Origin of the sequence: Qipengyuania flava, from assembly GCF_011762005.1 — a bacterium.
GTDB classification, from domain to species: Bacteria; Pseudomonadota; Alphaproteobacteria; order Sphingomonadales; family Sphingomonadaceae; genus Qipengyuania; species Qipengyuania flava.
This window is the reverse complement of sequence record NZ_JAASQU010000001.1, coordinates 621,816-635,894: the sequence shown is the minus strand read 5'-3', so window position 1 is coordinate 635,894 and position 14,079 is coordinate 621,816. Positions and strand designations below refer to the sequence as shown.

Below are 14,079 nucleotides of genomic sequence, written 5' to 3'. Positions count from 1 at the left end.
AGCGCGTGGAGCCGATTCTCGAACTCGCGGGCCTTTCCAAGGTCTATCCCGGTGGCCTGAAGGCGCTCGACGATGTCGATCTGACCATCCGCAAGGGCGAGATTTTCGCCCTGCTGGGCCCCAATGGGGCGGGCAAGACCACGCTGATCGGTGCGGTTTGCGGACTGGTTCGGCCCAGCGCCGGAACGATCACCGCATTCGGGCACGACATGGCGCGTGACTGGCGCCGCGCGCGCAGCCGGATCGGGCTGGTGCCGCAGGAACTGAGCACCGACATGTTCGAGCCGGTCGAACGCGCGGTCAGCTATTCGCGCGGGCTGTTCGGGCTGGCTCCGGACAAGGCGCGCATCGAGGAAATTCTCCGCTCGCTTTCGCTGTGGGAGAAGCGCGACGAGCGGATCATGGCCTTGTCGGGTGGCATGAAGCGCCGCGTGCTGATTGCCAAGGCGCTGGCGCACGAACCCGACCTGCTGTTCCTCGACGAGCCCACCGCAGGCGTCGATGTCGAACTGCGCAAGGGCATGTGGGCGGTCATCGATTCCATGCGCGAACGCGGCGTGACCATCATCCTGACCACGCATTACCTCGAGGAAGCGGAAATGATGGCCGACCGCGTCGGCATCATCAATCGCGGCAAGCTGCTGATGGTCGACGAAAAAGACGCGATGATGGCACGACTGGGACGGACCGAGGCACATATCACGCTGGCCCGGCCGCTCGACATGATTCCCCCGGCGATCGCGAAATTCCCCGTCGAGCTCGAAGCGGACGGCGCATCGCTTTGCTATCGTGGCGGCGACGGCACCGGCAAAGGCAAGGCCGAGGTTGCCGAACTGACCAAGGCGCTGATCGGTTCAGGGATCGATTTCACGGGCATCGAGACGCGCGAGAGCAGCCTCGAGGACATTTTCGTTTCCCTGCTGGGTGAAGAAGGAGGCGCGGCGTGATTTCGTGGCGTTCGACCTGGTCGATCTACACACGCGAACTGATGCGTTTCTTGCGCACGGCCTTTCAGTCGGTGCTTGCGCCGGTGCTGACGACTTCGCTCTATTTCATCGTTTTCGGTGCGGCGATCGGCGGGCGGATGCCCGACCTCGGCGGGGTCGATTACGGCGCGTTCATCATTCCCGGCCTGCTGATGCTGACGCTGCTGGGCGAAACCACGAGCAATTCGAGCTTCGGCATCTACATGCCGCGGTTCACCGGGACGATCTACGAATTGCTCAGCGCGCCCGTCGGCGTGGCCGAAACGCTGCTGGGCTTCGTCGGCGCGGCAATGACCAAGAGCCTGCTGCTCGCGGCCATTATCCTCGTTACCGCGCGATTGTTCGTCGACTATTCGATCGCGCATCCGGTGCTTGCCGTGCTCTACATCATGCTGGTCGCGTCGGCGTTCAGCCTGTTCGGTTTCATTCTCGGCATATGGGCGGACAATTTCGAGAAGCTCGGGATCATCCCGATGCTGTTTCTCACCCCGCTGACCTTCCTTGGCGGCACCTTCTATTCGATCGACATGCTCCCCAAGCCGTGGGACACGATCGCGCTGGCCAACCCGATCGTCTACCTGGTCAGCGGGCTGCGCTGGACCTTCTACGGATCGAGCGACGTCGATATCGGTGTCAGCTTTGCGATCACACTGGGTTTCCTTGCCTTTTGCGTTGCAGTGATCGCCTATATCTTCCGCACGGGCTGGCGCCTGCGCGCCTGACACGATCCATCGCTTGGAGGGTGGCGAGGCGCGAAACAAGGCGCTAGGCGCAGCGCATGCGTTTTGTCTCCCTGATCCTTTCCGTCCTCCTGGGTTGCACCGCAACCGCCGCACAGGCCGAGCTTCCCGAGGGTGCCCGCGCAATGATCGATGCGGCGATTGCCAGCGGTGACGAGAAGAAGGTGGCTACGGTCATCGGTCTCGCGCGCAGCACCTGGCCCGAAGAACGCAGCACGATCGATGCCATCAACGACCAGTGGAAGATCACGCTGGCGGCGCGCCGCGCAGCCGAGGCCGAGGCGGAGCGAACCGCGCTGATCAACGCGGACATGTTCGACCGCTGGACGGGCGAGGGCGAACTGGGTGCCTTCCAATCGAGCGGCAATACCGAATCGGTCGGGGTAGCGGCCGCTTTGCGGCTCGATCGCGAAGGCATCGACTGGACCCATTCGATCCGCCTGCGCGCAGATTACCAGCGTCAGAACGGCTCCACCAGTCGCGAACAATTCGCCGCCTCCTACGAGCCGCGCTGGCAATTCGACGAGAACATCTTTGCCTACGGCCTGGCACAATACGAACGTGACCGGATACAAGGTTTCTCTTCGCGCTATTCGGTGTCGGGGGGCCTTGGCTATCGCATCCTCGACAATCCGAAGCTCAAACTCTCGCTCAAGGCGGGCCCCGCCTATCGCGTGACGGATTTCACCGACGGGACCAGCGCAGATCGGCTCGCCGGATTGGTCGGGATCGATTTCGACTGGCAAATGCTCGACCGTCTCAAGCTGACGCAGGATGTCGAAGCGCTAGCGGAAACCGGCGGCGAGGCAACGCTGATCTTCGACGGGGCCAACACCACGATCAATCTGGTGACCGGCCTCGATTTCCGGGTCAGCAACCGGCTGCGTTCGCGTCTTTCCTACAAGGTCGAGTACGACAGCAATCCGCCAGCGGGGTCGGAAGGCACCGACACGCTGACCCGTGCCACCCTCATCTACGGCTTCTGACAATGAGCGAGCGTTTCGCCTTCACCATCGATGCGACCGACGGCGCCGCGCGGACCGGCAGCATCGCGATGCGGCGTGGGACGATCCGTACCCCGGCCTTCATGCCGGTGGGTACGGCGGCGACCGTCAAGGCGATGAAGCCCGAAACCGTCCGCAAGACCGGTGCCGACATCATCCTCGGCAATACCTATCACCTGATGCTGCGTCCGGGCGCCGAGCGCGTGGCACGGCTCGGCGGGCTGCACCAATTCATGAATTGGGACCGCCCGATCCTGACCGACAGCGGCGGGTACCAGGTGATGAGCCTGTCCGACCTGCGCAAGCTAACCGAGAAGGGAGTCGAGTTCCGCAGCCATATCGACGGGTCCAAACACATGTTGACGCCCGAACGCAGCATGGAAATCCAGCGGCTGCTGGGCAGCGACATCGTGATGGCGTTCGACGAATGCCCGCGTGCCGACCGCCCGCGCGACGAGATCGCGGCGAGCATGGAAATGAGCATGCGCTGGGCGAAGCGCAGTCGCGATGGCTTCGATGGCGGCGGCGATCATGCCGAACGCTCCGCCCTCTTTGGTATCCAGCAGGGCGCTCTCGACGAGGATCTGCGCCAAATCAGTGCCGAGAAGCTCACCGAAATCGGCTTCGACGGCTATGCCATCGGCGGGCTCGCGGTGGGCGAGGGGCAGGAGGCGATGTTCGCCACACTCGATTTCGCGCCCCGGCAATTGCCGCAGGACCGCCCGCGCTATCTGATGGGAGTGGGCAAGCCCGACGATCTGGTCGGCGCGGTCGAACGCGGCGTCGACATGTTCGATTGCGTGCTGCCGAGCCGTTCGGGCCGCAACGGCCAGGCGTTCACCTGGAACGGTCCGATCAACCTGCGCAACGCGCGTTTCGCCGAGGATCAGGAGCCGCTCGACAGCCGCTGCGCCTGCGACACTTGTGGCACCTACACGCGTGCCTACCTGCACCACCTGATCAAGTCGCAGGAAATCCTCGGCGCCATGCTGATGACCGAGCACAACATCGCCTTCTACCAGCAATTGATGCAGACCATGCGCGACGCGATTGCGGAAGGGCGCTTCGCCGCCTTTGCCGCGCAGTTTCGGAGCGAATACTTGGGCTAGCGCGTAGGTACGGCAGGCCCGGCGCGATAACGCCCACCCCCGAAGCGCTGGTTGCGCCTCAGATTGGGTATTCTCGATGCGGAGGATGAAGTGAAACGGTCGTTCAAGCGCGAACAGAGCAGCATCCTCGCCTTTGCCGTGCTGACGATTCTCGCCTGGCAGACGCAGACCGGGACGATGCTGCTGCTTCCGTTCACATTGCTGTCGACCTGGTGGCACGAGATAGCGCACGGCCTGACCGCTGCAGCGCTTGGCGCCGAATTCGAACGGCTCGTCATCTATGCGAACGGTTCGGGCTACGCGGCCTATTCCGGGCGGTTGTGGGGGGTAGAGCAAGCCCTGGTGGCCGCTGCCGGCCTGCTGGGGCCGACGCTGGCGGGCTGTGCCTTGATTATCGCCGCGCGATCGCGGTGGGCTACGCGCTGGGCTTTGTTCGCGCTCGGAGCCGCGCTGCTCGCGAGCACCATCATCTGGGTCCGTTCGCTGACCGGTTGGCTCGTCTTGCCCGCCTTCGCCCTCGCAGCGTTCTACATCGCGCTCCGCGGCAATGCGAAATGGCGGCGCATCGCTGTCGAGTTCCTTGGCGTACAAGGCGCGGTGAGTGTCTATCAGGACATCGGCTATCTCTTCAGTCCCGGTGGGGAAGTCGGCGGTAGCACCGTGCCGTCGGATACCGGACAGATCGCGGCTGCCCTGTTCCTACCTTACTGGTTCTGGGGCGGCCTCATTACCGTGGCGATCGTGCTGATGGTGTGGAAATCGCTGCGGATCGCTTCGAAATAGGCCGCCAACGTCTTTCGGGATAAGTGCGAGATAAACCCCCTGTAGATGGTTGCAACAACGTTTGGCGACGTTAGTCTTCGTTGCACCACTTCTTGGGGGTCGTTTATCATGAGAAAGTACTTCGCTGGCGTCAGCGCCATTTCGCTGTGCGCGTTGGCCGCGCCCGCTCTTGCCGAAACCGCAGAGGAAACCGCTGCCGTTTTCGGAGCCCGCCAATCGGTTTTGCATGTCAGTCTGTCGCCTTCGGGCAACAAGCTTGCCTATGTCGCTCCGTTCGGTTCGAACGGCGAAACACTTTATTCGGTCGACCTCGAAGCCGGCACGCCGCCGCAACGCTCGCTCGTTTCGGATGATATCTCGGGCGATCTTACATCGTGCCGCTGGGTCACCGACGAGCGACTTATCTGTCGTCTCTACATGACGACTAAGGATGCCACGCTGGGCAAGTTTCTCGGCGGGACCCGGCTCATTGCGATCGATGCCGATGGACAGAACGCGCAGTCTATCGAGGCACCGCGCAACCTGCGCGCTTTGGCAGGTATCTGGAATGGCGGATCGATCATTTCGCTTAACTCGGAATCCAGCGACAGCTCGATTCTCATGTCTCGCCAATATGTGAAGGAAGAATCCTTGAACACGCGCTTGGCGAACAGCGAGGACGGGATCGGTGTGATCTCGTACGACATCGTGAGCGGAAAGGAACGCAAGGTAGAAGGCCCGGACAAGGATGCGCGTTTCTACCTCGCGGACGATAGCGGACGGATCCGGATCAAGGCGACGCAGAACCTGAACCCTTCAGGATATTATGATGACACCGTCGCCTATTTCTATCGAACGGCGGATTCCGATCGCTGGCTACCCCTGTCGCGGGTCGAGGTGGCCAAAGGCTATACCCCGGGATTCCGTCCCCAGGCGGTCGATGCCAAGAGCAATCTGGCGTATGGCTACGACGTCGATGAGAGCGGCCACTACGCGCTTTATTCGATGAGCCTCGACGGTGCGAATACCCGGACCAAGGTTTTTGCGGTAAGTGATTACGACGTTGACGATGTCGTGACGCTGGGACGCCGGGGGCGGGTAATCGGGGCCAGCTATGCGACCGAGAAGCGCTACGTGCGCTATTTCGATCCGGTGATGGACGAGCTTGCTACCGCGCTGGCCGGCGCGCTGCCGGGCAGACCGCCGATCAATATCGCCGGTGCCAGCTCGGATGAAAACGAACTTCTCGTAATAGCGGCCAGCGATACCGATCCGGGCATGCTCTACATGTTCGATCAGACGGCGAAATCGCTCAGCCCATTGCTGCCAATTCGCGAAGAGACGGTGGGACGTCAATTGGCTTCGATGAAGGCGGTTACCTATACCGCAGCGGATGGCACACGCGTTCCAGCCTATCTCACGCTTCCCCCCGGATCGGACGGAAAAAACCTGCCGGCCGTTGTCATGCCGCATGGTGGGCCATCGGCAAGGGACGAATGGGGTTTCGATTGGCTCGTGCAGTTCTTTGCCGCCCGAGGATACGCGGTGCTCCAGCCCAATTTCCGCGGTTCTGCAGGCTATGGCGCGAACTGGTTCGGGGAGAACGGCTTTCAGAACTGGCGGACTGCGATCAGCGATGTGAACGACGCGGGACGTTGGCTAATTGCTGAGGGAATCGCCGATGCCAGCAAGCTATCGACAGTGGGCTGGTCTTACGGTGGCTACGCGGCGCTGCAATCGCAGGTCCTTGATCCGAGCCTTTACAAAGCGGTCGTGGCCATCGCGCCGGTCACCGATCTGCGCCGTCTGCGCGAGGAAGATCGCGAATTCTCGAGCTATAGCCTGATTGCGAAGCAACTGGGTGATGGTCCGCATCTGGTCGAGGGAAGTCCCACTCAGAACGTGGCACGGTTCGCTTCGCCGGTGCTAATCGTTCATGGCGACGCGGATCAGAACGTCAACGTCGAGCAGGGGCGCCGGATGAACGAGGCGCTGGTGAAGGCCGGCAAGACGGTGGAGTATATCGAGTTCGATGACCTCGCGCACGATCTGGATGACAGTGCGGCGCGTAAGGAAATGCTGGTGAAGATCGACCAGTTTCTGGCCGCTAGCCTGCGGAACTGAGCTCCTTCAATCTGGCAAAGAAAAAAGGGCGGCCCCGCGAGGGACCGCCCTTTTTTCTGTGTCGTTGCCGTAAGGCTTAGCGCGAATAGAACTCGACCACGAGGTTCGGTTCCATCGTGACCGGATAGGGCACTTCGTCGAGCTTCGGCACGCGGGTGAAGGTCACCTTGTCGTTGCCGTCAGGTGCGACATAATCGGGAATATCGCGCTCGGGCAGGCTCTGTGCTTCGATGACCAGAGCCATTTCCTGGGCTTTCTTGCCAAGCGAAACGACGTCGCCGACCTTGACGCGGGCCGAAGCGATGTTGGTCTTCACGCCGTTGAGGTAGATGTGGCCGTGGCTCACGATCTGGCGGGCCGAGAAGATCGTCGGGGCGAACTTGGCGCGATAGACAACCATGTCGAGGCGCTGTTCAAGCAGGCCGATCAGGTTCTGACCGGTGTCGCCCTTCATCGCCGACGCTTCCTTGTAGGTGCGCTTGAACTGCTTCTCGGTCACGTCGCCGTAGTAGCCCTTGAGCTTCTGCTTGGCGCGCAACTGCAGGCCGAAGTCGCTCATCTTGCCCTTGCGGCGCTGGCCGTGCTGGCCGGGGCCGTAGGAACGCTTGTTGACCGGGGAATTCGGGCGGCCCCAGATGTTTTCGCCCATCCGGCGGTCGAGCTTGTACTTGGCGCTGGTGCGCTTCGTCATGGTATCTTCCTTCAATTTGCTGAGCCATCCGGACGATGGCCATCCAACCCGGCATCGCACCGTCGATGCGAACATCGACGCGGCTGCCGCTTCACCGGGGTGCGGAGCCAATTCGCGAAGGCGCGCCAATAGCAATATCGTACGCGCCGTCAAGTCTGAACATAGGCGCTCGACAAGCGCCCGTGGGCGGGGCAGGGCGCTCTACCATGAATGACACGATCAAACTGCCCGAAGATTGCACCGACATGCGGGATGTACGGCGCGGGGTCGACGCGACCGATCGCGAATTGATGAAACTGCTGGAGCGCCGGTTCGGCTACATGCGGGCCGCAGCGCGGATAAAGACTGACCGCAACGTTGTGCGGGACGAAGCGCGCAAGCAGGAGGTTATCGAAAACGCTCGCGCGGATGCGGAGGACAGGAGGCTTCCGTTCGAAAGAATAGCGTCGATCTGGGACGCTCTGGTCGAAGCTTCGATCGATTACGAGCTCGACACTTGGGATCGGTTACGCCGTACCGATTGAGCCTATGCGACTGGCTGCCGCGGGTTTCCCGTATCGCTATGCTGGCTCACTTGGCGTTTTTTGCGAATTTCTTGCGTAGCGTCCCTGGCCGGCCCCGCCTTGATTTGGAGGGCCAGCCAGGAAGTTCGCGCCTACGATAGCTGCGACGCAGTATTGCTTCGTAGGATGAACTGTTGCTCGGGCATCTCGCCGAACAAGGTGAACCAAGAAGCAGCGGCTGAAAGAGGGGCTCTAGGCCCGATCAGCCGTTCGAGCGGGTGTTGCCGGTAGCGCTGCGATCCTGGCTTTCACGCGCGGCATCTCGGGCTGCTTCCTTTTCGAGGCGCCAGGCCGCGTTGGTTTTACAGACTTTCTTTCCCGGCATGCGCGTTCCGACCGGCGGAGCGAGGCGCTTGCAGCGGACAGTCGCATCGTGATCCGCTTTTTCGCTGCCTTCGCTAACGATTTCAGCCTTTTCGCCATCACCGGCAAGAACTGGCGACGTGATGAAAGCGGCTGCGCTTGCCGCAAGAAACAGTTTGATCGGGGTCATGCGATTCTCCAATTGGTAAAAGGTAATGAAATCAATTAGGCCGTGGTTTTCACCATCGGTATCACCCTATGACATCGACATCTAGATGCCCATTCGCGATGCAATTACGACACGAATGGCTCCCCCAACGACCGGTAGAGCGCAATATCCTAACAAGCGATGGAGCGCGTGTCAGGCCTCAATTGTTACGAATGCGCCCACGCATCTCAATGTCGCGTGCGGTTTCGCGCGTGGTTTCGTCCCACTCATCCCACTTGTACTGGGGCAAACATACGCGGCGTCCGGGGATCCTCGTTCCGGCCTTGGGCGCGAGATCGCGGCAACTAACGCGTTCGTCTCTCCGCTCTACGGATGCAGTCTTCAGGCTCTCCTGCGTGGAACTGCTAGTCGCGACTGCATCGTTTTCCTCGTTATCCTGTGCGACCGCCGGGCCGATACAAAGAAAAGCGCCAGCGATACCGGCCGCAATTGTCTTCGTGTTCATCGTGATCTCCCCAATTAATGGCTACCCAAGCAGCCATTTCAAAAGCATACCACAAGAACTCAATTATCTGAAATCGGCATCTTCTAGGTCTTAGGTCCGCGGCCGAGCGAGGACAGAACTCCGCGCAGGGTGCGGACTTCGAGATGGTTCCAGCCAGGCTTGGTCAGCACGCCGCGAAGCGTCCGGCGGGTTGCCTCGGCGCGCGACTCGGGGAGAAAATAGCCCTTGGGTTCGAGCATGCCCTCGAGGTGGCCGATCAGCCCGTCGAGGTCTTCCTGCGGCGCCGGGGGGAGCAACTCCTCTTGCGTAGGCTGGACCAGATGTTCGTGTTTCGACCATTCATAGGCACACAGGATCACGGCCTGCGCGAGATTCAGCGAGCCGAATTCGGGATTTATCGGCACGGTGAGGATTGCGCGGGCAAGCGCGACGTCCTCGGTTTCGAGACCCGAACGTTCCGGGCCGAACAGGATCGCGCTGCGGCCCTGCGCACCGGCGATCTCGCGGCTCGCTTCCTCGGGCGTGACGACCGGCTTGGTGACGCCGCGCTTGCGCACGGTGGTGGCGTAGACATGCGCGCAATCGGCCACGGCTTCGGCCGTACTGGGATATACCTGCGCCCGGTCGAGGATGATGTCGGCTCCGGCCGCGGCAGGGCCGGCGGAGGGATTGGGCCATCCGTCGCGTGGTTCTACCAGCCGCATCTCGGTAAGGCCGAAATTGAGCATGGCGCGCGCCGCCTTGCCGATGTTTTCGCCCAATTGCGGGCGCACCAGCACGACGATCGGCTTGCGTTGGTCAGCCGCGCTCATGGTTGGCCGCTTCCTGTACAGTGCTGGCAAAGGCTTCGAAGTCGCGGGCTTCGCTGAAATCGCGATAGACCGAGGCGAAGCGGATATAGGCGACGCTGTCGATTCCGCGCAGCCCGTCCATCACCATTTCGCCGATCCGTTTGGAGGCGATTTCCGCTTCGCCCGCGGTTTCGACTTGCCGCTGGATCCCCGAGACGAGCTGGTCGATCCGCTCTTGCGGGACATCGCGCTTGCGGCATGCGAGCGCAATCGACTGTTCGAGCTTGCTGCGTTCGAAGGGCTGGCGGCGCTCGCCCGATTTGACCACCGTCACTTCGCGCAATTGCACGCGCTCGAAAGTGGTGAAACGCGCACCGCAGCTCGAGCACTGGCGCCGGCGACGGATCGAGGTGGAATCCTCGGTCGGACGACTGTCCTTTACCTGGCTGTCGTCATGGGCACAAAAGGGGCAGCGCATCTACGGTCGGAGGCGCTTGTAGAGCATGAAGCCGGCGCCCGCGACGAGACCCAGCGGCCAGGTCACCACCGGCAGCACGCCACCGGCGATCGCGCCGATCGCCGCCCCGGTCAGCACCGGCTTGGTCGAAGGGTGCTTGAGGCCGTCCTTGGCCATGCCCTTGATCTCGTCTCCTGCGTCGGAAACCAGATCGTGATCCTGATGCTGCGGTTCGCGGTCGTCCATTGCCTGTCTCCTCAGCGCCCCGGGTAGACGGGGAAGGCCTGACACAATTCGGCAACCTTCCCGCGGACCTGTTCCTCGATCTGGCCGTCACCTTCGGGGCCATTGCGCCCCATACCATCTACCACGTCGCAGATCAGCGCGCCAATGGTTCGGAATTCGTCGGGGCCGAAGCCCCGCGTGGTGCCTGCGGGGGTGCCGAGCCGGATGCCGCTGGTCACGAAGGGGCTGCGCGCATCGTAGGGGATGCCGTTCTTGTTGCAGGTCAGCCAGGCGCGGTCGAGCCCGGCTTCGGCGGCCTTGCCGGTGACGTCCTTCGCAGTGAGGTCGACCAGCATCGAGTGATTGTCGGTGCCGCCAGACACCACGCGCAGCCCATTGGCCTCGATGCCTTCGGCCAGAGCGCGCGCGTTCTCGACGACGCGTTTCGCATAATCCTTGAAATCCGGACGCAACGCTTCACCGAAAGCAACCGCTTTCGCTGCGACGACATGCATCAGCGGCCCGCCCTGCATGCCGGGAAAGACCGCCATGTTGATCGGCTTGGTGAATTCCTCGTCGTTCCACAGGATCACGCCCGAGCGCGGCCCGCGCAGCGACTTGTGCGTCGTGGTGGTGACGATATGTGCGTGCGGGAAGGGGTTGGGGTGCGCACCGCCTGCCACGAGACCCGAAATGTGGCTCATGTCGACCATGAGGTAAGCCCCCACTTCGTCGGCGACCTTGCGGAAGGCTTCCCAGTCCCAGACCCGAGAATAGGCAGTGCCGCCAGCGATGATGAGCTTGGGTTTGTGCTCCTTCGCGATCGCCATGACCTCGTCCATGTCGATCCGCTCGTCGTCCTTGCGCACGCCATAGCTGACCGGATTGAACCACTTGCCGCTCATGTTGACCGGCGACCCATGCGTCAGGTGTCCGCCCGAATTGAGGTCGAGCCCCATAAAGGTGTCGCCCGGCTGCAGCAGGGCGAGGAACACCGCCTGGTTCATCTGGCTGCCCGAATTGGGCTGCACGTTTGCGAAGGCGCAGCCGAACAATTGCTTGGCGCGTTCGATCGCCAGCGTCTCGACGACATCGGCATAGTCGCAACCGCCATAATAGCGCTTGCCCGGATAGCCTTCGGCATATTTGTTGGTGAAGACCGATCCGGTCGCTTCGAGCACTGCAGCCGAAGCGATGTTCTCGGACGCGATCAGTTCGATTTTGTCCTGCTGGCGAGCCAGTTCCTTGCGAATGGCGTCGTGGATCTCGGGATCGGCTTCGGCCAGCGAGTCGTGCCAGAAGCGGTCGGTCGGGCTGCGGTGCGCGGGGGCGGGCTGGGTGGCCAAGTCAGATCTCCGGATTGGATAGCTTGTCGACGCGGCGCTGGTGGCGGCCGCCGGCGAATTCGGTGGTCAGGAAGGCCTCGAGGCAAGCCTTGGCCATGTCGCTGCCGGTGAGGCGGGCACCCATGGCGATGCAATTGGCATCATTGTGTTCGCGCGCCAGCGCCGCGGACAGCGGCTCCGATACCAGCGCGCAGCGCATGGCGGGATTGCGATTGACGCTCATGGAAATGCCGATTCCGCTGCCGCAAAGAGCGACGCCGCGTTCGGCGGTGCCGTCGCCGACGACACTTGCCAGCCTGTAGCCGAAATCGGGATAATCGACGCTGTCTGCAGTGTCCGGACCGAGATCGGCGACCTCGTGTCCCTGTTCGATCAACCAGTCGCGCAGCTCGGCCTTGAGATCGAGTGCGGCATGGTCGGAAGCAATGGCGATACGCATGCGCAGCCCCATAGTCGTTTCCGCCATCGCTCGCCACCACCTTGTCGGGGCTTGCCCACGACTTGTGTCGCGGGCCTATCCCGCGACCGCCATGTCCCTTATCTCGGCCAGCACATAGGGTTTGGTCAGCGTGGTCACATGTGCGAGCTCGCTGGGGTGCTCGGCGTCGCCATAGCCGCTGGCGAAGACGAATTTCACACCCTTGCGCCCCAGTTCATGCGCGATCGGATAGCTCTTTTCGCCATGCAGATTGATATCGAGAATGGCGAAATCGAACCGCTCGTCGCGAGCATTGGCGAGACCATCCTGGAGCGATCCGACCGCGATAACGTCCGCCCCATCCTCGATCAGCATGTCTTCCAGCGCGAAGGCGATGATCGGTTCGTCCTCGACGACAAGGATACGCTTGCCTTGCAGGATCATACGAGCCCCTCCAGCCGGCAATGCAGGCCGTCGGGCAGGTACTCGATGGCCGTCCGGCTACCGGGAGTTCCGAGACCACGCCTGATGAGGCGCGAGCCGAAGCCGGTCTTCTCGGGCTCGGCAACCGGCGGTCCGCCGCGTTCGGTCCAGTCGACTTCCAGGCGACGTTCCTCGCCTTCCTCTCGTAGTGTCCAAGTGATGTCGACGGCACCTTCTTCGGTGGAAAAGGCACCATATTTGAGCGCATTGGTCGACAATTCGTGAATGACCATGGCCAGCGCCACCGCGGGTTGGGGTGCCAGCGTGATTGCGGGTCCGCGCAGGTTGTACCGGGTTTCGCTGGTCCCTGCGGTCGCTTGCAGCGAACCTTCGACAATGGTGCGGAAGTCGGCCGATTCCCAGCGTCGATCCGTCAGCAGATTGTGCGCACTGGCTAGCGCAGCAAGCCGTTCGGTGAAAACGGCCAGACTTGGGGTGTCGCCTTCGCTCTTGAAGCTCTGTTGTGCGAGGCCCTGGACCACCGCGAGTGTGTTCTTCACGCGATGATTGAGCTCGTTGATGAGGATCCGCTGGCTTTCTTCTGCGGCGACTTCTTCGGTTACGTCGTAGCCTTGAATGAGGATGCCATCGAATTCGTCCGGTCCGCTGATGGGCTGGAAGATGAATTCGAGGTGCCGTTCGAGCAGATTCTCTTGGCCGGCAGCTTTCAGCAGGACGCGTTCGCGACGCCCGAAATAGGGTTCGCCGGTTTTGATAACGTCATCGAGAACGTCGACGAAACCCTGTTCCACGATTTCCGGCAACGCTTCGCTTACCCGGCGCCCTTCGAGTTCGCGTTCACCGGTAAGGCGACGATAGGCGGCGTTGGCCATTACGAAACGGTGGTCGGACCCGGCGAGTACGGCGACGAAACCGGGAGCCTGCTCGAGCAGGGCGCGCAATCGTTCGAGTTCCTTCGACGCGCCTCGCAGCCGTTCCTGGACCACCTCCGCACGGCGCACCACGCTGGCGGTGTCGCGTTCCTCGATAGTCGTGATCTGGACCGTGTGCTGCAGGATGAATTCGACCGCGCCGGCGTCGTCGAGGAACGGGACATGCGTCGCGCTCCAGACATGCGTGTCCATGCCTCCCGTCGCATTGGGAATGGCATAATGGATATGCGCGATCTCGTCGGTCTCACCGGTGGCGAGGACGTGTTCGAACGAGCTCTTGAGCTGTTCGTGGCTTTCGCCCTCACTGGGGAATGCCTCGAACAGTTCGCGGCCACGAATGTCGTCCCATTGGCGATCGGTAACCTTGAGATAGGCCTCGTTCGCCCACACGAATTTGAGCTCGCGGTCGAGCAACATGTAAGGATTGGGCGAGTGCATGAGCACCCGCTCGAAATCGATCGTCACCGCAGTCACCGATGAATGCTGGCTATCGGCCCGAGACCCGACCGC

At 62.1% G+C, this 14,079-nt stretch carries 17 protein-coding genes; 7 read left to right on the top strand and 10 right to left on the bottom strand.

Going from position 1 to position 14,079, the window contains the following annotated elements:
- Positions 1-5: 5 nt before the first annotated feature.
- The 6 genes from FHS69_RS03140 (at position 6) to FHS69_RS03115 (ending at position 6,725) form a co-directional block, all read left to right on the top strand.
- Entirely contained in the window at positions 6-947 is a 942-nt protein-coding gene (locus tag FHS69_RS03140) for an ATP-binding cassette domain-containing protein (RefSeq protein WP_166776469.1), read from the top strand.
- Complete coding sequence (locus FHS69_RS03135; protein WP_082892350.1) at positions 944-1,708, top strand: ABC transporter permease; 765 nt, start codon at positions 944-946, stop codon at positions 1,706-1,708. Before FHS69_RS03140 ends, FHS69_RS03135 begins: the two co-directional genes overlap by 4 nt.
- A gap of 56 nt (positions 1,709-1,764) precedes the next feature.
- Complete coding sequence (locus tag FHS69_RS03130) at positions 1,765-2,712, top strand: DUF481 domain-containing protein (protein WP_166776467.1); 948 nt, start codon at positions 1,765-1,767, stop codon at positions 2,710-2,712.
- Positions 2,713-2,714: 2 nt separating this feature from the next.
- Positions 2,715-3,839 (top strand): tRNA guanosine(34) transglycosylase Tgt, encoded by a 1,125-nt coding sequence (gene tgt, locus FHS69_RS03125; RefSeq protein ID WP_166776465.1) that lies wholly within the window; start codon positions 2,715-2,717, stop codon positions 3,837-3,839.
- A gap of 63 nt (positions 3,840-3,902) precedes the next feature.
- Positions 3,903-4,622, top strand: coding sequence for a M50 family metallopeptidase (locus tag FHS69_RS03120; RefSeq protein WP_243844511.1), 720 nt, complete (start codon positions 3,903-3,905; stop codon positions 4,620-4,622).
- A gap of 108 nt (positions 4,623-4,730) precedes the next feature.
- A complete protein-coding gene (locus FHS69_RS03115; protein WP_166776463.1) occupies positions 4,731-6,725 on the top strand; it encodes an alpha/beta hydrolase family protein in 1,995 nt (664 codons plus the stop codon).
- A 76-nt stretch (positions 6,726-6,801) separates the two neighbouring features.
- Here FHS69_RS03115 and rpsD read toward each other — a convergent pair whose 3' ends face one another.
- Positions 6,802-7,416, bottom strand: coding sequence for a 30S ribosomal protein S4 (rpsD, locus tag FHS69_RS03110; protein WP_067466956.1), 615 nt, complete (start codon positions 7,414-7,416; stop codon positions 6,802-6,804).
- A gap of 206 nt (positions 7,417-7,622) precedes the next feature.
- Between rpsD and FHS69_RS03105 the strand changes: the two genes are divergently transcribed.
- Positions 7,623-7,940 carry a chorismate mutase gene (locus tag FHS69_RS03105; protein ID WP_166776461.1) on the top strand — a complete coding sequence of 106 codons (318 nt, stop codon included), beginning with the start codon at positions 7,623-7,625 and terminating at the stop codon, positions 7,938-7,940.
- Between the two features lie 241 nt (positions 7,941-8,181).
- Here FHS69_RS03105 and FHS69_RS03100 read toward each other — a convergent pair whose 3' ends face one another.
- The 9 genes from FHS69_RS03100 to FHS69_RS03060 form a co-directional block, all read right to left on the bottom strand.
- On the bottom strand, positions 8,182-8,472 hold the full coding sequence (locus tag FHS69_RS03100; protein ID WP_166776459.1) for a hypothetical protein: 291 nt from the start codon (positions 8,470-8,472) through the stop codon (positions 8,182-8,184).
- A 178-nt stretch (positions 8,473-8,650) separates the two neighbouring features.
- The gene (locus FHS69_RS03095) at positions 8,651-8,956 is read right to left on the bottom strand and encodes a hypothetical protein (RefSeq protein WP_166776457.1); all 306 of its coding nucleotides are present in this window, start codon (positions 8,954-8,956) and stop codon (positions 8,651-8,653) included.
- Positions 8,957-9,039: 83 nt separating this feature from the next.
- A complete protein-coding gene (locus FHS69_RS03090; RefSeq protein WP_166776455.1) occupies positions 9,040-9,768 on the bottom strand; it encodes an RNA methyltransferase in 729 nt (242 codons plus the stop codon).
- Positions 9,755-10,225: a transcriptional regulator NrdR gene (nrdR, locus tag FHS69_RS03085; protein ID WP_094063133.1), complete on the bottom strand. Its 471-nt coding sequence runs from the start codon at positions 10,223-10,225 to the stop codon at positions 9,755-9,757. Before nrdR ends, FHS69_RS03090 begins: the two co-directional genes overlap by 14 nt.
- Positions 10,226-10,450, bottom strand: coding sequence for a hypothetical protein (locus tag FHS69_RS03080; protein ID WP_094063132.1), 225 nt, complete (start codon positions 10,448-10,450; stop codon positions 10,226-10,228).
- A gap of 11 nt (positions 10,451-10,461) precedes the next feature.
- Positions 10,462-11,775 (bottom strand): serine hydroxymethyltransferase, encoded by a 1,314-nt coding sequence (gene glyA, locus FHS69_RS03075; RefSeq protein WP_166776453.1) that lies wholly within the window; start codon positions 11,773-11,775, stop codon positions 10,462-10,464.
- A gap of 1 nt (position 11,776) precedes the next feature.
- Positions 11,777-12,214, bottom strand: coding sequence for a ribose 5-phosphate isomerase B (rpiB, locus tag FHS69_RS03070; RefSeq protein WP_166777041.1), 438 nt, complete (start codon positions 12,212-12,214; stop codon positions 11,777-11,779).
- A gap of 75 nt (positions 12,215-12,289) precedes the next feature.
- Entirely contained in the window at positions 12,290-12,637 is a 348-nt protein-coding gene (locus FHS69_RS03065; RefSeq protein ID WP_067466933.1) for a response regulator, read from the bottom strand.
- The gene (locus FHS69_RS03060) at positions 12,634-14,043 is read right to left on the bottom strand and encodes a sensor histidine kinase (RefSeq protein WP_341801657.1); all 1,410 of its coding nucleotides are present in this window, start codon (positions 14,041-14,043) and stop codon (positions 12,634-12,636) included. Before FHS69_RS03060 ends, FHS69_RS03065 begins: the two co-directional genes overlap by 4 nt.
- Positions 14,044-14,079: the final 36 nt, after the last annotated feature.